At 33.3% G+C, this 19,522-nt stretch carries 22 protein-coding genes; 9 read left to right on the forward strand and 13 right to left on the reverse strand.

The features are described from left to right. Window positions 1–160: 160 nt before the first annotated feature. The 3 genes from accD to OLM53_RS11990 form a co-directional block, all read right to left on the reverse strand. Complete coding sequence (gene accD / locus OLM53_RS11980) at window positions 161–1,015, reverse strand: acetyl-CoA carboxylase, carboxyltransferase subunit beta (RefSeq protein ID WP_264520468.1); 855 nt, start codon at window positions 1,013–1,015, stop codon at window positions 161–163. Between the two features lie 73 nt (window positions 1,016–1,088). Beyond that, window positions 1,089–2,156, reverse strand: coding sequence for a class II fructose-bisphosphate aldolase (fbaA, locus tag OLM53_RS11985; RefSeq protein ID WP_264520469.1), 1,068 nt, complete (start codon window positions 2,154–2,156; stop codon window positions 1,089–1,091). A 48-nt stretch (window positions 2,157–2,204) separates the two neighbouring features. Next, a complete protein-coding gene (locus OLM53_RS11990; protein WP_264520470.1) occupies window positions 2,205–4,742 on the reverse strand; it encodes an outer membrane protein assembly factor in 2,538 nt (845 codons plus the stop codon). A gap of 37 nt (window positions 4,743–4,779) precedes the next feature. Here OLM53_RS11990 and OLM53_RS11995 point away from each other — a divergent pair, with 37 nt between their 5' ends. Continuing rightward, on the forward strand, window positions 4,780–5,508 hold the full coding sequence (locus OLM53_RS11995) for a TrmH family RNA methyltransferase (protein ID WP_264520471.1): 729 nt from the start codon (window positions 4,780–4,782) through the stop codon (window positions 5,506–5,508). A gap of 20 nt (window positions 5,509–5,528) precedes the next feature. Here OLM53_RS11995 and OLM53_RS12000 read toward each other — a convergent pair whose 3' ends face one another. From OLM53_RS12000 to OLM53_RS12015, 4 genes are read right to left on the reverse strand one after another with little or no spacing between them, the layout of a single operon-like run. Next, entirely contained in the window at window positions 5,529–6,233 is a 705-nt protein-coding gene (locus OLM53_RS12000) for a porin family protein (RefSeq protein WP_264520472.1), read from the reverse strand. Between the two features lie 22 nt (window positions 6,234–6,255). Continuing rightward, window positions 6,256–6,987 carry a bifunctional demethylmenaquinone methyltransferase/2-methoxy-6-polyprenyl-1,4-benzoquinol methylase UbiE gene (gene ubiE / locus OLM53_RS12005; RefSeq protein WP_264520473.1) on the reverse strand — a complete coding sequence of 244 codons (732 nt, stop codon included), beginning with the start codon at window positions 6,985–6,987 and terminating at the stop codon, window positions 6,256–6,258. Window positions 6,988–7,042: 55 nt separating this feature from the next. Beyond that, complete coding sequence (locus OLM53_RS12010; protein ID WP_264520474.1) at window positions 7,043–7,525, reverse strand: dihydrofolate reductase; 483 nt, start codon at window positions 7,523–7,525, stop codon at window positions 7,043–7,045. Next, window positions 7,522–7,860 (reverse strand): 2TM domain-containing protein, encoded by a 339-nt coding sequence (locus OLM53_RS12015; protein WP_264520475.1) that lies wholly within the window; start codon window positions 7,858–7,860, stop codon window positions 7,522–7,524. Before OLM53_RS12015 ends, OLM53_RS12010 begins: the two co-directional genes overlap by 4 nt. Window positions 7,861–8,098: 238 nt before the next feature. On the opposite strand from OLM53_RS12015, the gene OLM53_RS12020 reads away from it, so the two are divergent. After that, on the forward strand, window positions 8,099–8,395 hold the full coding sequence (locus OLM53_RS12020; RefSeq protein WP_264520476.1) for an isoamylase early set domain-containing protein: 297 nt from the start codon (window positions 8,099–8,101) through the stop codon (window positions 8,393–8,395). A 56-nt stretch (window positions 8,396–8,451) separates the two neighbouring features. Here OLM53_RS12020 and OLM53_RS12025 read toward each other — a convergent pair whose 3' ends face one another. From OLM53_RS12025 to OLM53_RS12045, 5 genes are all read right to left on the reverse strand, one after another. Continuing rightward, window positions 8,452–9,393, reverse strand: coding sequence for an energy transducer TonB (locus OLM53_RS12025; RefSeq protein ID WP_264520477.1), 942 nt, complete (start codon window positions 9,391–9,393; stop codon window positions 8,452–8,454). 9 nt (window positions 9,394–9,402) lie between these two features. After that, complete coding sequence (locus OLM53_RS12030; protein WP_264520478.1) at window positions 9,403–10,227, reverse strand: thymidylate synthase; 825 nt, start codon at window positions 10,225–10,227, stop codon at window positions 9,403–9,405. A 1-nt stretch (window position 10,228) separates the two neighbouring features. Further along, window positions 10,229–10,852 (reverse strand): bifunctional nuclease family protein, encoded by a 624-nt coding sequence (locus tag OLM53_RS12035; RefSeq protein ID WP_264520479.1) that lies wholly within the window; start codon window positions 10,850–10,852, stop codon window positions 10,229–10,231. Window positions 10,853–11,086: 234 nt separating this feature from the next. Beyond that, window positions 11,087–12,055, reverse strand: coding sequence for an electron transfer flavoprotein subunit alpha/FixB family protein (locus tag OLM53_RS12040; RefSeq protein WP_264520480.1), 969 nt, complete (start codon window positions 12,053–12,055; stop codon window positions 11,087–11,089). A 16-nt stretch (window positions 12,056–12,071) separates the two neighbouring features. Further along, window positions 12,072–12,818, reverse strand: a complete 747-nt coding sequence (locus tag OLM53_RS12045) for an electron transfer flavoprotein subunit beta/FixA family protein (protein ID WP_264520481.1) — start codon at window positions 12,816–12,818, stop codon at window positions 12,072–12,074. 203 nt (window positions 12,819–13,021) lie between these two features. On the opposite strand from OLM53_RS12045, the gene OLM53_RS12050 reads away from it, so the two are divergent. From OLM53_RS12050 to OLM53_RS12080, 7 genes are all read left to right on the forward strand, one after another. Further along, window positions 13,022–13,483, forward strand: coding sequence for a universal stress protein (locus tag OLM53_RS12050; protein WP_264520482.1), 462 nt, complete (start codon window positions 13,022–13,024; stop codon window positions 13,481–13,483). A gap of 16 nt (window positions 13,484–13,499) precedes the next feature. Beyond that, complete coding sequence (locus OLM53_RS12055; protein WP_264520483.1) at window positions 13,500–13,664, forward strand: DUF6496 domain-containing protein; 165 nt, start codon at window positions 13,500–13,502, stop codon at window positions 13,662–13,664. A 10-nt stretch (window positions 13,665–13,674) separates the two neighbouring features. Continuing rightward, a complete protein-coding gene (locus OLM53_RS12060; protein ID WP_264520484.1) occupies window positions 13,675–14,025 on the forward strand; it encodes a hypothetical protein in 351 nt (116 codons plus the stop codon). A gap of 22 nt (window positions 14,026–14,047) precedes the next feature. After that, entirely contained in the window at window positions 14,048–14,263 is a 216-nt protein-coding gene (locus tag OLM53_RS12065) for a hypothetical protein (RefSeq protein ID WP_264520485.1), read from the forward strand. 145 nt (window positions 14,264–14,408) lie between these two features. Next, window positions 14,409–15,386, forward strand: coding sequence for a pyruvate dehydrogenase complex E1 component subunit beta (locus OLM53_RS12070; RefSeq protein WP_264520486.1), 978 nt, complete (start codon window positions 14,409–14,411; stop codon window positions 15,384–15,386). A gap of 130 nt (window positions 15,387–15,516) precedes the next feature. After that, complete coding sequence (locus OLM53_RS12075) at window positions 15,517–18,027, forward strand: DUF5686 and carboxypeptidase regulatory-like domain-containing protein (RefSeq protein WP_264520487.1); 2,511 nt, start codon at window positions 15,517–15,519, stop codon at window positions 18,025–18,027. A gap of 19 nt (window positions 18,028–18,046) precedes the next feature. Then, the gene (locus tag OLM53_RS12080) at window positions 18,047–18,646 is read left to right on the forward strand and encodes a DNA-3-methyladenine glycosylase family protein (protein WP_264520488.1); all 600 of its coding nucleotides are present in this window, start codon (window positions 18,047–18,049) and stop codon (window positions 18,644–18,646) included. 3 nt (window positions 18,647–18,649) lie between these two features. Here OLM53_RS12080 and OLM53_RS12085 read toward each other — a convergent pair whose 3' ends face one another. Continuing rightward, complete coding sequence (locus tag OLM53_RS12085; RefSeq protein ID WP_264520489.1) at window positions 18,650–19,369, reverse strand: glycosyltransferase family 2 protein; 720 nt, start codon at window positions 19,367–19,369, stop codon at window positions 18,650–18,652. Window positions 19,370–19,522 lie beyond the last annotated feature (153 nt).

The raw sequence follows: 19,522 nt of genomic DNA on the forward strand, positions 1-19,522 counted from the left end.
CGGTTTATAGGCATGAATTTTTAAGTTGTTCTGTCTTTTTTTTATAAAGCTTCAAATCCCGCAACTGACGGGCGTTTAACGGTTTCAAAAATTTCAGTTAAAAGCAAAAAAAAACACAAAGCGTAAACTTTGTGTTTTAGTATTTTAAAGCGGTAAAACCTTATCTCACATCTTCATTCAAAATCAAATCAAGATATAAGTTAATCTTATCTTTTAATTCCTTACGATGTACAATAAAATCAAGGAAACCATGATCTAATACAAACTCAGCTGTTTGAAAACCTTCTGGCAAATCTTTACCAGTAGTATCACGAACTACTCTAGGACCAGCAAAACCAATCAAAGCGCCAGGCTCCGAAATATTTACATCTCCTAACATAGCATAAGAAGCCGTAGTTCCTCCTGTGGTTGGGTCAGTACAAAGGGATATATAAGGAATTTTTGCTTCAGCCAATTGCGCCAATTTTGCGGAAGTTTTTGCTAACTGCATCAAAGAATAAGCCGCTTCCATCATACGAGCACCACCCGATTTGGATATCATCACAAAAGGGATTCTGTGTTTGATAGAGTAATCAATTCCTCTGGCTATTTTTTCTCCAACAACAGCTCCCATAGAACCGCCAATGAAAGCAAAATCCATGCAGCAAACTACTAAGTCTTTTCCTTTCGATTTTCCAACACCTGTACGAACGGCATCTTTTAATCCCGTTTTGTCAATAGCGTCTTTTAATCTTTCAGAATATTTTTTGGTATCAACAAAATTCAAAGGGTCTTTAGAAGTCATTTTTGCATCTAATTCTTTGAATTCGTTATTGTCAAACAAAATTTCAAAATATTCTTTACTGCCAATTCTAACATGAAAATCATCTTCAGGGCTTACCCAAAGATTTCTGGCTAATTCATCTTGATCAATAATTTTTCCAGTGGGTGATTTATACCATAATCCTTTTGGAACGTCTTTCTTATCTTCGGTTGCGGTGGTAATCCCTTTTTCTGTTCTTTTAAACCAAGCCATAATTAATTGAGAATTATGAATTACGAATTACAAATTAAAAGGTGCCTAATAATTTATAATCTGTAATTTAAATTTATAAAGTATTTACGTTGTTTAAGTCAGCAAAAGCTTCCTCTAATCTTTTGTTAAACGTTAATTCGCCTTCACGAATCCATTTTCTTGGATCGTAGTGTTTTTTGTTTGGAGAATCGGGTCCGTCTGGATTTCCAATTTGAGTTCTTAGGTACTCAATATTATTTACCATATAATCACGGATGCCTTCTGTGTAAGCAAATTGCAAATCAGTATCGATATTCATTTTGACCACTCCATAACTTATAGCTTCTCTGATTTCTTCTAAAGTTGAACCAGAACCACCATGAAATACAAAATCAACTGGATTTTTACCCGTGTTATGTTTTTTCTGTATGTAATCTTGAGAATCTCTAAGAATCGTTGGGGTTAATTTTACGTTCCCTGGTTTGTAAACACCATGAACGTTACCGAAAGCTGCTGCAATAGTGAAACGTGGGCTCACTTTTAGTAATTCGGAATAAGCAAAATCAACTTCTGTAGGAGTAGAGTACAATTCAGAATGATCAACACCAGAGTTATCCACACCATCTTCTTCACCACCGGTAATTCCTAATTCAATTTCTAAAGTCATTCCCATTTTACTCATACGAGCCAAATACGTTTTGCAGATTTCAATGTTTTCATGCATTGGTTCTTCTGATAAATCAAGCATGTGGGATGAAAATAAAGGTTTTCCAGTTTCGGCGAAATGTTTTTCAGAAGCATCTAACAACCCATCAACCCATGGCAATAATTTTTTGGCACAGTGGTCAGTATGTAAAATTACGGTCGCTCCATAGGCTTCTGCTAGTGTATGAATGTGTTTAGCACCTGCAATGGCACCAGCGATAGCTGCTTTTTCCCCAGTATTAGAAAGTCCTTTTCCAGCATTATATGCCGCGCCACCATTTGAAAACTGAATGATAACAGGGGCTTTCAATTTAGCAGCCGTTTCCAAAACACCATTAATAGTGCTTGATCCAATTACATTTACTGCAGGAAGCGCAAATCCTTTTTCTTTAGCGTAAGCAAAAATAGCTTGAACTTCATCTCCAGTGGCTACTCCAGGTTTAATATTGTGGGACATTGTCGTGTGTTTTTAAAGTTAAGTGTACAAAAATAATAATTTCTAATTTTAGAAAGGATAATTAATTCCAATATTTAAAACGGATTTGTCAAAACGCATTTCTTTCAGCCATTTATCATTTTCAACTCTCGCCGGATTATAGGTTTTGAAGCCAAAATCTAATCGTACCACAAAGAAATTAAAGTCATATCTAAATCCGAAACCTGAACCGATGGCAATATTTTCTAAAGACTTCAAGCCCGTGAATGTAGCATCAGGATTAGTTACTATGTCTTTTATATTCCAAATGTTTCCTGAATCAACAAATAGTGCTCCGTATAATTGTTGGAAAATATTAAACCTAAATTCGGTGCTAAATAGCAATTTCATATTCGCTTCATTAAAATCATTAACCGAACCTGTTTTTCCTGGTCCCAAACCATAAGATTGCCAGGCTCTAATATCATTAGATCCACCAGCAAAATAACTTCGTGAAAAAGGAACACTATTAGAGTTGCCATAAGGAATAGCAACGCCAATGAATGCCTTTGCAGCCAATACTTTTTTACGAGACAAATCCCAATGTTTGATAAATTCAAACTCTGTTTTTATGTATTGAGAATAGGCCACTCCAAAAGCAGTTTTGGAACCTCCTTGTGTCAACTTTGAAGCGGCGGATACTATAGATAAGGTATTCCCAGCGGATTCCAATTTGGCTCTTAGAGCATAGAAATTATTATCATAGATATCCTTTTTAGAGGTTTTTGAGAACGAAATACTAGAGGCAAAAATTAAATTATCCTCAGTTAATCTCGTTCTTTGTTCCACAATACTTCTAATAGACCTTGCATCTGTCGCAGAGAGTAGCGGAAAGGCATTATTGTCTACATCCGTCAAGAAATTATTAACGCCATCTTCAATTCTTAAATTTCCATCGGTAAAATAACTTGAACTAGCACCATAATTGATGGCCAACGTATTTAAAACGTTATAAGAAGAACGATAAACATTAAAGTAGTTGCTTGGGTTTATGTTTTTTACAAACTGAATATTAAATAAATCAAAACGGAAAGAGGTATTTTTTCTTGGAGTCCAATTATAAACCAATGAGCTGGTGAAGTTTTGTTTATCTAATCCAATGTTTGTCTGTTTCGAATATCCTACGCTAATTGTAGAGTAAGGAATCATGGTTTTTGGAATGATTTTATCGGTTTTGAATGGTAAAAATAACCTTGGGAAATTCAATTTGGCATCAGCCCCAATTTCGGAGATGTTAAAGAAATTATTATTCGGATTAGCCATATCTCTTGAGGCGCCAATGTTTCCTCTAAAGCCAATTTCAAAAGTTTCTGCTCCATTAAATACGTTTCGAATGCCTAAAAAGGTATTACCTGAAATACCAAAATCCTGAATGTTAGAATGCGTAAAATCATTAGAATAACCAAACGTATATTTTTTTCTCGGAGTTAAATAAATATTGGCAATCAATCCGTTCTTTACATTTTTATCTTCTACATATTGAATTAATGGATAGTTGAAAACTTTAAGATTACTCAGGTATTTAGAAGTTAATGTGGTTCGGTTTTCGGAAAAATAATTGCCTTTAGCTACAAAGATTCCATCAGTTAATGATTTTGGACGGTATTTTAATTTGTGTACACTGTATAAAGTAAAATCTTTATAAACGGTACTGTCTTTAATCGGAGCATTTGGATTTACTGGACTATGATCCGTATAAATATTAACCTTACTTATTTTATACAATTCAAAAGGGATGTTTTTAATACTATCCTCTTGTCTTATCGTTTCATTTTCTATCACTAAATCAACATTCGCCAAATGTTTATTGGTCAAAGTGTCAATATCATAAGTCACATAGTTTTGCTGAAAACGATAGGCGCCATTATTCCTGAAGTCGGCAGTAATTCTTGCTTTCTCTGCATCAAAATTGCTAGTGGCAAATTTCACTCCTGATTTAAGCAATGAATTTTTTTTTCTCAATTGATAAATCGAGTCTAGCGGTTTACTAGAAATATAGGAATGAATACTGTCAACAATGTAAGGTTTGCCCGTTTTGATATCATATCTGAGCTTTGTCTTTTTAGGGCCAACGCTGTCAATTTTATATTGGGTAGTTACATCAAAATAGCCCCTATTAAAATAATAAGATTTCAATCGGCGTAGCGATTTTTTGGTGCTTACCGTATCTAAAATTACTGGAGCTTCCCCCGTTTTTCTTAAGAAATTATGAATCCCTGCATACCAAAAGGATTGCCCTAATCGTTTGACTTGTTTTTTAGAAAGCCACTTGACTTTTCGGAAATATTTCTTCGGATTATGAGCAAACTTTGCTCTATAAATAGAATCGGTCTTTTCTTTGGCTAAATTGTAAATATTCAATCGAAGACGATACCCAAGAATGGAGCTATTTTGCTTTTGATAGAGTTGATTAAAAATATCCTCCACATTGTTTTTTTTGCCATCAACATAAATATCATTTTTAGTTAGAAGACTTTTTCCGTTAGGAACTCTTTTTGTGGTATTACATCCAAAGATAATTACTCCTATTAGAATAAATAATGATATTTTTGTGAGACTATTTTTCAAGTGTTTCGAAATATTTAATTCAAAAGTACAGTATTTTATGGTTAGTAAAAACCAAATAAAATTAATTACAAGCATTCAGCATAAAAAATACCGACAAGAACACCAATTGTTTATTGCTGAAGGCGTAAAAGTAATTCAAGAATTGTTACAATCAAATTTTGTACTCGAACATTTATTCGTTACTGAAGCTATTTTTGAACAAGTAAATAATGCTCAAAAAACAGTCGTTAAAGAGCAAGACATGAAACGAATTTCGGCACTAAGCTCACCAAGTTCTTGTTTGGCCCTTTTTAAAATTCCAGCACCTTCAACAATAAATGATAACGGACTAATAGTAGCCTTAGATGACATTCGAGATCCAGGAAACTTAGGAACTATTATTCGACTTTGTGATTGGTTTGGTATAACCCAATTACTATGTTCTTCAGAGACAGTTGATGTTTACAATCCAAAAGTAATTCAAGCTACTATGGGTTCTATTGCGAGAGTCAATGTGAATTATGTCGATTTGAAAGCGTTTATTTTAAATAGTCCACTTCCAGTTTATGGCACTTTTATGGATGGAAATAATATCTACAAAGAAGAATTGCCGAAAGAATGTATTTTGATATTAGGTAATGAAGCCAATGGAATCTCTTCAGAATTACAGAAACTGGCAAAAAATAAAATAGCCATTCCACGATTTGGGACTTTGCAACAAACAGAAAGTTTGAATGTAGCCACTGCCACCGCTATTTTGTTAAGTGAATTTAGAAGAAACTCCTAATCGCAATGGTTTTGCAATTTTTAATTGAAAGTGAAATTGATAAGAATCGCTCTCGTTTTCATGGATTCTATATTGCCGGTCCAAGGGCTATTGGGATCTTCATCAGGAATGAGTTCGTTTTTTAAACCAAACACACCTCGAATAGAAGGGGAGAATTTGAAGTATTCAAAGTATAAGTCAATACCAAAACCCAATTGGAGATTTTGTGTCCAAGGTTGAACTCTAAATTTTTGTTGAGCATTATCATCTTTTGATTTAGAATTACTAGAAAGATTTAAAGTCGCCGAGACACCGCCTACTAAATAAGGTCTAACATTTCCTGTTCTTAAGGCAGAAAATTTCAGTAATATTGGAAAATCAATATAGGTAGCTTTAACTTCTCTTAGGCCGTCTCTTTCATTAGAAAATTGAGAGTAAGTTAGTGTTCGGCTAGCATAATACAAGCCGGGTTCAAATCGCAATTCTAAATATTCTTGTAATCTGAGAGCACCAATAAGCCCAACATTAAACCCTGAATTTCCTTGAACATCTATACCTGTGCCGTCATTGGTTTTGTAATCCATTTTGAAATCGAAATTACTAAACCCTAAATAATATCCCCAATACACTCTTTGTTTATCAAAGTTTTCTAAATTTATTATAGGATCTTTGGTAAACATACTTTTGCCTAATTGGGCTTTAGCATGGATGGATAATAATAGAAATAGAATAAATATTTTTTTCATAGCACTACTGAAAAATCCAGTTTCATTTTTTGGTTGCGGTGTAAATAGTGGCAACACCAAATGTTTGCGGCATAGCTTTACAGTCTATAAACGAATTTTTTCTCAAAATATTGTTTAAGGCTTCGCCAAAAGGAAAATTTGCTGCCGATTCTGATAAATAACCGTAGGCTTTATTGTCTTTAGAGAAGATTTTTCCAATGATTGGCAAAATGAATTTAGTATAAAAAGCATGTCCTTGTTTGAATGGGAATTTAGTTGGAAGCGAGGTTTCTAATATCACAAATAGACCATTAGGTTTTAAAACTCTATAAATCTCTGCCAATCCTTTGTCTAAAGTTTCAAAATTTCGGATGCCAAAAGAAACCGTAATAGCATCAAAATGATTGTCAGGAAAGGGAATATTTTCACTATCACCAACTACCATTTCAATTGTTTCATCCAATTTTTTGTCAAGAATTTTTTGTTTCCCAACATCTAACATACCTACTGAAAGATCAAGCCCAACAATTTTTTTTGCCGAAGTAGTAGTCATTAAAATGGCTAAATCTCCAGTTCCAGTAGCAATGTCAAGAATGTTTTCAGGATTTTTTGCAGCAACAAGAGCTACCACTTTTTTCCTCCACTTTACATCAATACCAAGCGATATGACCCTGTTCAATCCGTCATAACTCCCCGAAATGTTATCAAACATTTGAGTGATTTGCTCTTTTTTACCTAATGATGAATCTTTATAAGGAGTGATACTCTTTGACATGCTAGAATTTTTGACAAATATAAACCAATATTTTAATTAGAAGGACTCTCTAAATTTAGTTTCTAATATAGGTCATAAAGCTAAAATCAAAAGCATGTTTTTCGTCTTTTGGATGAAATTCTGAAGCAACTAACTTCCATTTAGTATTGTCAATTTCTGGAAAAAAAGTATCGGCTTCAAAAGTGTGATGGACTTTAGTAATATCAAGTTTGTCAGCTATTTCAATAGACTGGTTATAAATTTCTCCTCCGCCAATAATGAATATATCTTCCCCAATAGGACAAGTCGCAATGGCTTTTTGTATAGAATCTACCATAATACAACCTTCAGGATGATAGTCTTTTTGTCTTGTAATAATTACGTGGGTTCTATTAGGTAAAGGTTTTGGGAAACTTTCAAAAGTTTTTCTTCCCATAATAATGTAATGCTGAGTGGTTACATTTTTAAACCTTTTAAAGTCATCGGGCAAATGCCAAAGTAATTGATTGTCTTTACCCAGTTCATTGTTCTCGCCTACAGCTGCAATAAGTGTAATCATTCGGCTGATGGTTTTGAATTTTCTAAGTCGTTTTTTAGTTTTTCTATTTTGCTGGCTTGTCTTAACATCAGTTTGTCAATTTGTTCTCTTTCCCAATGCTTATTCATAAAATTATTGATCACAAAAACCTTGATAACATGAAGAATAAAAAAGAAAATCCAAAGGGTAACTGCCCATGTCCACCAAGTTGTCTCAGGATAAAAGCCTAACCAATTATTGGCTATAATTAAAAAGACACCACCAAGAAAAAGCAGAATAAAATGATAAAACAAGCCTTTTTTTTGCTTGATTCTATCACGAGCATATTCATATAATTCATGTTGTTGGGCTTCCATAAGACGAAAATTGTGCCTTAAAGGTAAAATTTATTTTTAAAATGGAGAAATCTCATTTTAAGATATTGTACTAAGAAAACGTTTTCTTAATTCTAGATGCAAAATTAATAGTACTTATAATTATGCATCTTCTTTAAAATTGGCTTAGTTTTTAGCAATTTCCTAAAAATGATTATTGGTGTAAAACCTAATAAACTATTTCTTTACTTTGTCTCAGTAATCTATAAATGAATTAGTTATGGCTATCAAGAAACAAGTTATAAAAACAAAACCAGTTGTTAAAGTTACCTTTTCAATTGAGGCAAAAGAAGCAAATAAAGCTTCAGTAGTTGGCGATTTCAATAATTGGAATCCAGCTGAAGGGGAATTATCTAAATTAAAAACAGGAACTTTCAAAGCTACTTTTGATTTACCAAAAGACAATTCTTTTGAGTTCAAATATTTAGTTGATGGTACTTATGTTAATGATCCAGAAGCAGATAGTTATGCTTATAACGAATTTGCTGGTGAAGAAAATAGTGTGTTAGCACTATAGTTTTAGTTTTGGTTAGGAACTAAAAATCCGTTTCGATTTATCGAAACGGATTTTTTTTATTCAGCTGCAACAACTTTTATAGGTATTGAATAAAGCACTTTAACTTTTATTCCTCTTAATTCTCCCGAACTCCAATCGGGATAATTTTCAATCAATTTAATTGCTTGATTATCTAAGTCTTCCTCTAAACTTTTAACCACAGTTACGTCAGTGGCATTTCCTTCTTTGTCAATAACAAATGTCAATACTATTTTACCGCTTAAATTTTCAAGATTTCTAGGAATTTTAAATTTTTTGCCTATGTATTTATAAAAATGCTCCAGTCCTTTTTTTGGTCTTGGCTGCAACATAACAGTAGTATATGTGTGCTCAACATTTTGTGAATCAATACTTTTCCCATTAATTAATTTTCCGTTCTCATAATTTTCGGTATATGAAAATTTATTAGTTTTATCTTCTCCTTCCCAAATACCGTTTTTCCATCCGTTAATCAAATTGCCTTTCGATGAACCATTTTCATAAATATCATTCATATATCCATTACCATCGATAACTTCCTGTTTGTTTTCTTTACTCCAAAATTGATTGATTTTAAGTTCAGGAATTAGTTCGCCTTCTTTAAGTACAAATTCGCTTTCCATTTTTTTTACGCCATTATCGTACCATAGTGTTTGCTTTCCTTTTTGCCTTCCTTTTTCGTAATTTGATTCAGATTTTAAACTACCGTTTTCATAGTACTCTTTAATCAATCCTATTCTCAAGAAATAATCTTTAATTTCTGAATTCCCTTCGATTTCAATCTTGCCAGACTTATAGTAGGTTTCAAATCTATATTCAGTTTTTTCGGAGTAGTAATCTTTTATGATTCTATAATAAACTTGTTTTTCTTTTGTGGTTTCCTTCCATAAAGAATCTAAATAAACTATTTTGTCATTTTCGCTTTGCGCCAATAACAACTTGGAAAATAATAAAAAGAATACAATGAATTTTGTTTTCATAGTTGAGTTTTAAACCGCAACTGCTCCTTTAATATGTGGATGCGGATCGTAATCTGTCAAAGTGAAGTCTTCAAATTTGAAATCGAAAATGTTTTTAATTTCTGGATTTAATATCATTTTTGGCAAAGGTCTTGGCTCGCGGGATAACTGCAATTCCAATTGTTCAAAATGATTGTTATAAATATGAGCGTCACCAAAAGTATGAATGAACTCTCCAACTTGCAAATTGCAAACTTGAGCAATCATCATCGTGAATAAGGCATAGGAAGCTATATTGAACGGAACCCCTAGAAAGATGTCCGCACTTCTTTGATACAATTGACATGATAATTTTCCATCGGCAACATAAAACTGAAAGAAAGCGTGACACGGTGGCAAAGCAGCCTTTCCATTCGCTACATTCTCAGCAAATGATTTTGAAGTATCCGGAAGTACAGATGGATTCCAAGCAGAGACTAACATTCTTCTACTGTTTGGATTGGCCTTCAAGGTTTCAATTAATTCTGTGATTTGATCAATTTCTTCGCTGTTCCAATTGCGCCATTGATGACCATATACCGGACCTAAATCTCCATTTTCATCAGCCCATTCGTCCCAAATTTTCACCCCGTTTTCTTGAAGATAACTAATGTTTGTATCGCCTTTTAAGAACCAAAGTAATTCATAAATAATCGATTTCAAATGCAGTTTTTTGGTAGTCACCATTGGAAACCCTTCATTTAAATCAAAACGCATTTGGTAGCCAAAAACACTTTTGGTTCCGGTTCCTGTTCGGTCTCCTTTTTGGCAACCGTTTTCCAAAACGTGTCGCACTAAATCATGATACTGCTTCATTTTATGATTCTCTTTTCGAAATTTCGTCTCTTATCTTGGCCGCTTTTTCATAGTCCTCATCTTGTACTGCTTTTTCTAAGGATTCATGCAACTCGGATAAACTCATGCTGACATAAGTGTCTGTTGCTTTTCCCTCATTATCTAATCCAAAAGTTTCTGGAGTGGATAGTATTCCTTCATCATCAGGATTTTGATTTTCCAATTCTGTTGGATTATTAAGATAAATTCCAGCTTTGTCTAAAATGTTTTTATAAGTAAAAATGGGAGCATTAAAGCGAAGTGCCAGCGCAATAGCATCCGAAGTTCGAGCGTCAATAATTTCTTCAATTTTATCTCTTTCACAAATGATACTCGAGTAAAAAACACCATCAACTAGCTTGTGGATAATCACTTGTTTTACAACAATATCAAATCGATCGGCAAAACTTTTGAATAAATCGTGGGTTAAAGGACGTGGTGGTTTGATTTCTTTTTCTAAAGCAATAGCTATAGATTGTGCCTCAAAAGCGCCAATAACAATAGGTAATTTTCGTTCTCCGTCTACTTCATTCAGGATTAAAGCATACGCTCCGTTTTGCGTTTGACTATAAGAAATCCCTTTTATAGTTAGTTTTACTAAACTCATGTTTTATAAGTATCAAGACTTGAGTATGAGCTGTCAAAGTCTTTTGTGTTTATGGTCATTTTAATGGACTGCAAAGTAACAAAAACTTTTCGCTTCTAAAAATTCAAGCCTTAAAAAAAGAGCTATCAAAAAAATAAAATTTCTGATAGCTCTTTTAATGAATTAATAAGTTGGTTTATCTTTTTTGTAGAATTATTTGATACCTGACTGCCACTGGCAGTCCTCCTCTTAATATCAAATGTTTTGAGCTTTATACTCTTTTAATTTTTGAGTTAATCTAGGAACAATATCAAAAGCATCACCAACAACACCATAATCAGCCACTTTGAAGAAAGGAGCTTCGGGATCTGTATTGATAACTAATTTTACTTTTGAGGAGTTAATTCCCGCTATATGCTGAATGGCTCCTGAGATTCCGATGGCAATATACAAATTAGTAGCAACAGGTTTACCGGTTTGTCCTACGTGCTCACTATGAGGTCTCCAGCCTAAATCAGAAACAGGTTTAGAACAGGCAGTTGCAGCTCCTAGTACAGTAGCTAATTCTTCTAGGATACCCCAATGTTCAGGACCTTTTAAACCACGACCACCAGAAACTACGATATCAGCATCAGCAATAGTTACTTTTCCAGTTGTTTTTTCTACTGATTCAACTTTTACATTGAAATCAGCTTCGTTTAAACTTGGTGTAAAATCTTCTTCTGAAGCAGAGGAAGCGCTTTCGAATACTCCGTAAGAGTTTTTAGCTAAGCTTAATACTTTTACATCAGTTGAGATTTCAGTGATATTGAACGCTTTGTTAGAGAAAGCATTTCTTTTTACTTGAAAAGGCGAAGTGCTCAAAGGCAATCCAACCACGTTTGAAGCAAATCCTGCTTCAAGTCCAACAGCTACTATTGGTGCCAAGTAAAGACTATCAGTAGTTGAAGAAAGTAAAATTACTTTAGCTCCTTCTTTTTGTGCGGCTTGTTTAATAACATCGGCGTATGCTTTAGCATTAAAGGTGGCTAACTTGTCGTTAGTTACTTTTACTACTTTGTCTACTCCGTATTTTGATAATTCAGAAACATTTCCTGCATTAACAGTAACTGCAGTAACTGTTGTTCCTAATGATTCGGCTACTTTTTTGGCATAAGAGGCTAATTCAAAAGCTACTTTTTTAAATTTTCCGTCTGCCGATTCTGCGTATATTAATAATGACATGTTGTGTGTTTTTAAATTAGATAACTTTAGCTTCGTTGTGTAAGGCGTTTATTAGTCCGTCCAAATCATCAGCGGCAAATAATTTCACAGCTGATTTAGGAGCTGGTTTTTCAAATTTTACCGCTTTCGTATTGATGTTGGCTGCAACAGGTTCTAGTACTGTTAAGACTTTAGTTCTAGCCGTCATAATACCACGCATATTTGGAATACGTAAGTCTTTTTCTTCTACCAATCCTTTTTGTCCGCCAATTACTAATGGTAAAGACACCGCTATGATTTCTTTTCCTCCGTCAATTTCTCTAGCTGCTTTTGCTGATGTACCCTCTACTGTCAATTCAGTACAAGAATTTACAAAGTTATAATCTAATAAGGAGGCTAACATTCCGGGAACCATTCCTCCGTTATAATCTAAAGATTCTTTTCCACAGATTACTAAATCATAACCACCCGTTTTAACCACTTCGGCTAATTGTTTAGCTACAAAAAATCCATCAGTTGGATTAGCGTTTACACGTATAGCTTCGTTAGCACCAATGGCTAATGCTTTTCTCAAAGTGGCTTCAGCATCAGCTCCACCAACATTGACAACGGTTACATTGGCACCTTGTTGTTCTTGAAACCAAATGGCTCTTGTTAATCCGAATTCGTCGTTTGGATTGATCACATATTGAACACCATTCGTGTCAAACTCTGTATCACCATTGACAAAATTAATTTTTGAAGTAGTATCAGGCACGTGACTGATGCAAACTAATATTTTCATATGTATTTGGTATTTGTTGAAAAATTTGAAGCACAAAATTAGCATAATATTTCGAATAATGTACTATGCACGCATAATATTTTTCAGTATTATATCGATTTCGTAAAGTGACAATTGTACAACATAATAAAATAGTTATGTAAGGGTTCGAAATCTACCCTAAAGTACCTTTATAAAAGAATAATTAGTTAAACATATATAAAATGACAAAGGTTTTAATTGCCCTAGATTATGGGTTGTCAGCTCGAATGATTGCTGAAAAAGGATTTGAATTAGCCAAAAGTATGAATGCCAAAGTGACCTTACTTCATGTAGTTGCCGATGATTCTTATTACAACAGTATAGATTCTGAACCTTTTATGGGATTTTATGGATATGATTTTTTCAATATTGATAACAATCTAAGTTTGATTGAATCTTCTATTAATTTTTTAGGAAATATAAAAAGTCATCTAAAAGCATCAGATATTGAAATTATTGCGGAACAAGGGGATTTTCCAACCGTTATTTTAGATACTGCAAAAAGACTTCATGTTACTATTATTGTTATTGGTTCGCATAGTCATAATTGGCTCGAAAAAGCAGTAATGGGTAGTGTAACAGAAAGCGTTTTAAAAGAAACCAAAATACCTTTGTTTATTATTCCAATTAAAGAACATAAATAACTTAAAAATTGAAATTATGGAAACTAAAAAACAGAAAGATAAAGTAGAAAAAGTGATGCACGAATTTAAAGAAGGCACTTTAAAATCAGGAAAAGATGGAATTGGCGGAAAAGTGACAAAAAGAGACCAAGCAGTTGCCATTGCTTTAAGTGAAGCAGGATTAAGTAAAAAAAGAAAATAAAACTAAAGACATGAGTAAAAATAGCACCAACATAGCAAAGAAACAAACCATAGAGGATTCAAATAAGACTTTCCCAGATTATCAAATCTATCCCTCAAGCGAAGATATTTATAATACTGATAAGGAAGAAACTGAAATAGATCCCGAAGAGGTTTCCAAAACTAAAACATCCAATGCCAAGGATGGAAAGTACAATGAGAAAAACTTCAATCAAGATAAATCTGGAGCGGATTTAGATATTCCAGGTTCTGAATTAGATGATGAACAGGAAAATATTGGCAGTGAAGACGAAGAAAATAATGGGTACAGCATTGGCGGAGACAATCACGATAATTTAGAAGAAGATAATGATCAAAATTAATAATCACATACAAAATATAATTATGGAAACGCAGAAAGAATCAACATTAGCCATTATAGAAAGCCATAAAAATGCGGCGTTAGAACATCAAGAAGCGGCTAAAGCCCATTTGGAAGCTATGAAATATCATGCTGGAGGTCAAGAACTAGAAGCTAATGAAAGCGCTAAAACGGCATACGAGCACAGCCAAAAGGCAGCGGTTTATGATAAAGAAGTAGCCAAACATCACAAATTGTAAAAATGAGCTAAGGTTTGTTATATCGTTTTCGTTAAAATAAATTCTTTTTTTTCGATGAAACGAACCACAAAAAACCTTAAAAAAAATCGTTTCTCATTTTAAATTTTTACTTTTGCTATCCAAAATTGATACAAAGTAAATTTATATGAGAACGATACAATTTAGAGAAGCGATTGCCGAAGCGATGAGTGAAGAAATGCGTCGAGATGAATCAGTATATTTAATGGGTGAAGAAGTTGCCGAATACAACGGTGCTTACAAAGCTTCAAAAGGAATGCTTGACGAATTTGGACCAAAAAGAGTAATCGATACACCAATTGCAGAGCTTGGTTTTGCAGGAATTGCTGTAGGTTCAGCCATGAACGGTTGTCGTCCTATTGTAGAATACATGACTTTCAACTTCTCATTAGTTGGGATTGACCAAATTATAAATAATGCTGCTAAAATGCGTCAAATGTCGGCTGGACAATTTCCAATGCCAATGGTTTTTCGTGGACCAACAGCTTCAGCCGGACAATTAGGAGCAACTCACTCTCAAGCTTTTGAGAACTGGTTTGCCAATACTCCTGGTTTAAAAGTGGTCGTTCCATCAACAGTATATGATGCTAAAGGATTATTAAAAGCAGCCATCCGTGATAACGACCCAGTAATCTTCATGGAGTCAGAACAAATGTATGGCGACAAAGGAGAGGTGCCAGAAGAAGAATACACCATTCCATTAGGCGTTGCCGATGTAAAAAGAGAAGGTACAGATGTAACCATTGTGTCTTTTGGAAAAATCATCAAAGAAGCTTTCATTGCAGCAGATGAATTAGCAAAAGAAGGAATTTCTTGTGAAATCATCGACTTAAGAACGGTTCGTCCAATGGATTATGATGCGATTATCAATTCGGTTAAAAAGACAAATCGATTAGTAGTTCTAGAAGAAGCTTGGCCATTTGCTAGTGTTGCTTCTGAAATTACTTATATGGTACAAGAAAGAGCTTTTGACTATTTAGATGCTCCAATACAAAGAATTACAACAGCGGACACACCTGCACCTTATTCACCAACACTATTAAAAGAGTGGTTACCCAATGCAGATGATGTAGTCAAGGCGGTAAAAAAAGTAACTTATAAATAGATTGTTAGGTAGTTAGATGTTTAGAACTATAGAAAAATGTTCTAAAAATCTAAGAAGTCTAAAAATCTAGTAATCTAAATAACTATATTTGAAACTTCATCAGAAAAATTTGATGAAGTTTTTTTTTGCCATGAAAAATATATTTACACTTTCTATTCTTTTTCTTCTGTTTTCAAACACTATTCTTGCTCAAACGAAAGTAAGCGGTACTGTTTTAGACGAAAATAATCAACCCGTTCCTTTTGCTAATATTTTGTTTGTAGGTTCAAAAATTGGAGTTGCTACTGATGTGGATGGAAAATTTACGATTTCTTCAGATAAGGATCAAAAAGCTATAGAGATTACTTTTGTTGGATATTCTCCGAAAGTAGTAGAACTAAAAAGTGCAACAGTTGAAAATCTTAAGATTAAGTTACAAAGTGGACAACAACTTAATGAAGTCGTAATTGTAAGGAAACCCAAAAAGCACTTGTCAAAAAAAGAAAATCCTGCCTATAGAATACTAAAAGGAATATGGGCAAATAAAAAGAAGAACGGTTTAAATCTTGTCAAAGCCTACGATTATAAAAAATATACTTCAGTATCCATTGGACTGAGTAATTTAGATAGTGTTTTTTTGAAAAAAACTATGGCAAAGCAGTATGATAGTATTGTTAGAATTATAAAATCAGAAAAAAAAGATAAAAAGTTTTTTGTGCCTATATTCATGAAAGAGAATTATGAATCTATCTATGGCAATAATGTTTTAAAGCAAGAACGTATAGACATGGAGGCCGAACGAAATGTTGGGGTTAGTCAATATGGTTTTTTATTTGATAGAATTAGCAATACATTTTCTACTATCGACATGTATGATGACGATATACTTATTTTAAATAAATCATTTGTTAGTCCGATATCCAAAAGAGGCTATGAGATTTATGATTATGTATTGAAGGATAGTATTGTAGAAAATAATCGCAAAACCTATCTAATGTATTTCTTCCCAAGACAAGCAGGAACCATAGCTTTTGAAGGAAACTTCAAAGTAGTAGATAAGAACTTTGCTTTGACAGAAGTGTCAATGAAAGTCAATAAAGGAATCAATTTAAACCTAGTTAGAAATTTAAGTATTGAAAAAAGCTTCCAAATCCTTAACGATAGTATTTATCTCCCAGATAGAGATTATTATGAAGGCGATTTTACTCTTTTTACCAAAAACGACGAAGAAAAAGGATTGTTTGTCAAGAAAAATTTAGTATTCAGTGATTATGATCTTGAACCTAATCATGACGAGGCTTTTTATAACAAGAAAATCACTCAAGTACGCTCCGATCAGTTTTATAAAGATGATACCTATTGGAATGGTGTAGTTACCAAAGACCCAAACTTGAGAGCTACCCGAAAAATAATAGATGAATTAAAAAACAACCCAAGAGTCAAAACCGTTTCAAGTGCCATTAACATATTGTCTACAGGGTATTTTGATGTTTTTAAAAATGTTCAATTTGGTTCTTTTTGGCAAACTATTTCTAATAATAACGTCGAAGGAACTCGTTTAAAAGGAGGATTACGTACTTTTAAAACGTCAAATGATTTGTTCAGAAGTCAGCTCTATTTTGCCTATGGTACCAAAGACCATAAACTTAAATACGGTGCAGAGGTGAAATATCTTTTATTTCCTAATCCTAGAATAATTATTGGAGCTACTCATGTTGATGACAATATGCAACTTGGAGGAAGAACATTAGATGTTACGGATTTACTTTCAGCCAATAATGAAACCAATGTATTAATTGCCCGTGGGTATAATTATTATTTGTCTCGAATAGAAAAGAATTCATTATATGTTGATTGGGGAATAAACAAAAATTTACATCTTACTTTTACTGGAATCAACCAACATATTAAATCGGCAGCAGAACAATTTTTTACTATTGATTATTCGCTGGATGGAGTCAATAACATAAATGCTATTAAAAACTTCACGACCAATATTTCTTTGACGTATACTCCAAAACGTTTTGTTTATGGTTTTGGTGTAGAACAAAGAATAGGAAACAGTTTGTATCCAACTTTTATCCTAAAATATACAAAAGGCTATAAAGGTATTTTTGGAAGTGATTTTAATTATAACAAAATTCAAGCTTCAATTTCAAGACCTATTTTCTTGAGTAACTTTGGTATTTTTAGACCATATATAGAGGCTGGTAAAGTATTTGAAACCTTACCTCTTCCACTACTTTTCCCTGTAGCTTCGAATCAATCGTATTCTGTAGTAAGAAATACTTTTTGTTTGCTGGATTACTATGATTTAATGACAGATGCCTACGTTATGGGCCACTTCGAGCATCATTTAAATGGCTTTCTTTTCAATAAAGTACCATTGCTAAAAAAGTTGAAACTTCGAGAAATCATGTTTTACAGAAGCATTTACGGAACAGTTAGACAAGAAAATATTGATATTAACAGAAGTAACATTGTCTATAATGCTCCTTCAAGTTCATTATATAGTGAGTTTGGTTTTGGAATAGAAAACATTGGTTATGGGAACTTTAGACCTATTCGTATCGACTTTGTTTGGAGAAGTAGTTTCAAAAATGTAAATGGTCCTGAAGCCCCTAATTTTGGAATTCGATTAGACTTTAATCCAGAATTCTAATTGTCGTTTAAACTGTTTGATGCAAGAAGCTATTCGTTATTTATGTGATAAAGAGGAAACCCTAAAAGGGATTATCGATAAATACGGGAATCCATTTATCCCTTCTCGACCTCAAGGCTTTGTTACCTTATGCAAATTAATTTTAGAGCAACAAGTTTCTATTGATTCAGCGAAAGCTTGTTTTCAAAAAATAGAAACTAGGTTAGGTGACGTTTCTCCAGAAACAATCAGTAAATGTTCTGATGATGAACTCAAAAGTTGTGGGGTGAGTCGACAAAAAATTAGTTACCTAAAAATTTTAGCCAAAGCGGTTTCAGAAGAATTAGATTTAGAAAGTTTCAATTCGAAATCCGCTGACGAAGTCAGAAATGAGCTCATCAAAATCAAAGGAATTGGACATTGGACTATTGATGTCTATTTGATGTTTTCATTACAATCACCAGATATTATTCCGCTTGGAGATATAGCAGTAGTCAATACCATTAAAGAATTGTTTGATGTTCACACTAAAGAAGAAATGGAGCGTCTTTCAGACCATTGGAAACCCTACAGAAGCATGGCAACTTTCATACTTTGGCATCATTATTTGGAGAAAAGGAATCGGAAACCAATGGTATGATACCTATTTGAAAATGCCATATCGTAAAATGCAATAGATGGCGTGAAAACCATCTTTCCAGTTTATTTTCTTGCCTTCTTCAAAAGTTCTTCCATAATAACTAATCCCCACTTCGTAGATTCTGATTTTAGGAATACGAGCTATTTTTTGGGTAACTTCTGGTTCAAAACCAAAACGTTTTTCTTTTAATGGTATCGATTTTAAGACATCTGCTCTAAACATTTTGTAACAGGTTTCCATATCGGTCAAATTCAAATTGGAAAACATATTGCTCAAAAAGGTTAAGAATTTATTTCCAATGCTATGCCAAAAAAATAAAATTCGGTGTGGATTTCCACCCATAAAGCGACTTCCATAAACTACATCAGCAACATCTTTAATCATCGGGTTTAGCAAAATGTTATATTCCTGAGGGTCATATTCTAAATCAGCATCTTGAATCACAATAACATCTCCTGATGCCATTTCTATTCCTGTGTGAATGGCGGCACCTTTTCCTTTGTTTTTATCGTGTTCTTTGAAAACAATAGTAAGATTTGGGTTATTTAGGATGTAATTTTTTACACTATCAGAAGTATTGTCTGTGCTGCAATCATTCACAATAATAATTTCCTTTTCAATGGTGTCAATAAGAGAAACAGCTTTTATTTTGTCCAATATTTTGTAAATAGTTGGACCTTCATTGTAGGCAGGAATAATAACAGAAAGGGTTTTAATCTCCATTTGGATTTAAATATTTCTCAAAAATAGTTTTTTTGGTTTAGTAAGCAATGATTTACTTTAAATACATGTATATCAATTGAACTAATATTCACTAATTATATTGTTTTTATTTGTTAAAGTTTTGTTACTTTTGCGACCGATAAAATTTATAAC

The organism is Flavobacterium sp. N1994 (genome assembly GCF_025947145.1).
In the GTDB taxonomy this organism is placed as follows: Bacteria; Bacteroidota; Bacteroidia; order Flavobacteriales; family Flavobacteriaceae; genus Flavobacterium.

Bases quoted from the DNA above. Each gene is read 5' to 3' on its own strand.
- accD (WP_264520468.1), bottom strand. From the start codon at position 1,015: ATGGCTTGGTTTAAAAGAACAGAAAAAGGGATTACCACCGCAACCGAA.
- fbaA (WP_264520469.1), bottom strand. From the start codon at position 2,156: ATGTCCCACAATATTAAACCTGGAGTAGCCACTGGAGATGAAGTTCAA.
- OLM53_RS11995 (WP_264520471.1), top strand. From the start codon at position 4,780: ATGGTTAGTAAAAACCAAATAAAATTAATTACAAGCATTCAGCATAAA.
- OLM53_RS12000 (WP_264520472.1), bottom strand. From the start codon at position 6,233: ATGAAAAAAATATTTATTCTATTTCTATTATTATCCATCCATGCTAAA.
- ubiE (WP_264520473.1), bottom strand. From the start codon at position 6,987: ATGTCAAAGAGTATCACTCCTTATAAAGATTCATCATTAGGTAAAAAA.
- OLM53_RS12010 (WP_264520474.1), bottom strand. From the start codon at position 7,525: ATGATTACACTTATTGCAGCTGTAGGCGAGAACAATGAACTGGGTAAA.
- OLM53_RS12015 (WP_264520475.1), bottom strand. From the start codon at position 7,860: ATGGAAGCCCAACAACATGAATTATATGAATATGCTCGTGATAGAATC.
- OLM53_RS12020 (WP_264520476.1), top strand. From the start codon at position 8,099: ATGGCTATCAAGAAACAAGTTATAAAAACAAAACCAGTTGTTAAAGTT.
- OLM53_RS12025 (WP_264520477.1), bottom strand. From the start codon at position 9,393: ATGAAAACAAAATTCATTGTATTCTTTTTATTATTTTCCAAGTTGTTA.
- OLM53_RS12030 (WP_264520478.1), bottom strand. From the start codon at position 10,227: ATGAAGCAGTATCATGATTTAGTGCGACACGTTTTGGAAAACGGTTGC.
- OLM53_RS12035 (WP_264520479.1), bottom strand. From the start codon at position 10,852: ATGAGTTTAGTAAAACTAACTATAAAAGGGATTTCTTATAGTCAAACG.
- OLM53_RS12040 (WP_264520480.1), bottom strand. From the start codon at position 12,055: ATGTCATTATTAATATACGCAGAATCGGCAGACGGAAAATTTAAAAAA.
- OLM53_RS12045 (WP_264520481.1), bottom strand. From the start codon at position 12,818: ATGAAAATATTAGTTTGCATCAGTCACGTGCCTGATACTACTTCAAAA.
- OLM53_RS12050 (WP_264520482.1), top strand. From the start codon at position 13,022: ATGACAAAGGTTTTAATTGCCCTAGATTATGGGTTGTCAGCTCGAATG.
- OLM53_RS12055 (WP_264520483.1), top strand. From the start codon at position 13,500: ATGGAAACTAAAAAACAGAAAGATAAAGTAGAAAAAGTGATGCACGAA.
- OLM53_RS12060 (WP_264520484.1), top strand. From the start codon at position 13,675: ATGAGTAAAAATAGCACCAACATAGCAAAGAAACAAACCATAGAGGAT.
- OLM53_RS12065 (WP_264520485.1), top strand. From the start codon at position 14,048: ATGGAAACGCAGAAAGAATCAACATTAGCCATTATAGAAAGCCATAAA.
- OLM53_RS12070 (WP_264520486.1), top strand. From the start codon at position 14,409: ATGAGAACGATACAATTTAGAGAAGCGATTGCCGAAGCGATGAGTGAA.
- OLM53_RS12075 (WP_264520487.1), top strand. From the start codon at position 15,517: ATGAAAAATATATTTACACTTTCTATTCTTTTTCTTCTGTTTTCAAAC.
- OLM53_RS12080 (WP_264520488.1), top strand. From the start codon at position 18,047: ATGCAAGAAGCTATTCGTTATTTATGTGATAAAGAGGAAACCCTAAAA.
- OLM53_RS12085 (WP_264520489.1), bottom strand. From the start codon at position 19,369: ATGGAGATTAAAACCCTTTCTGTTATTATTCCTGCCTACAATGAAGGT.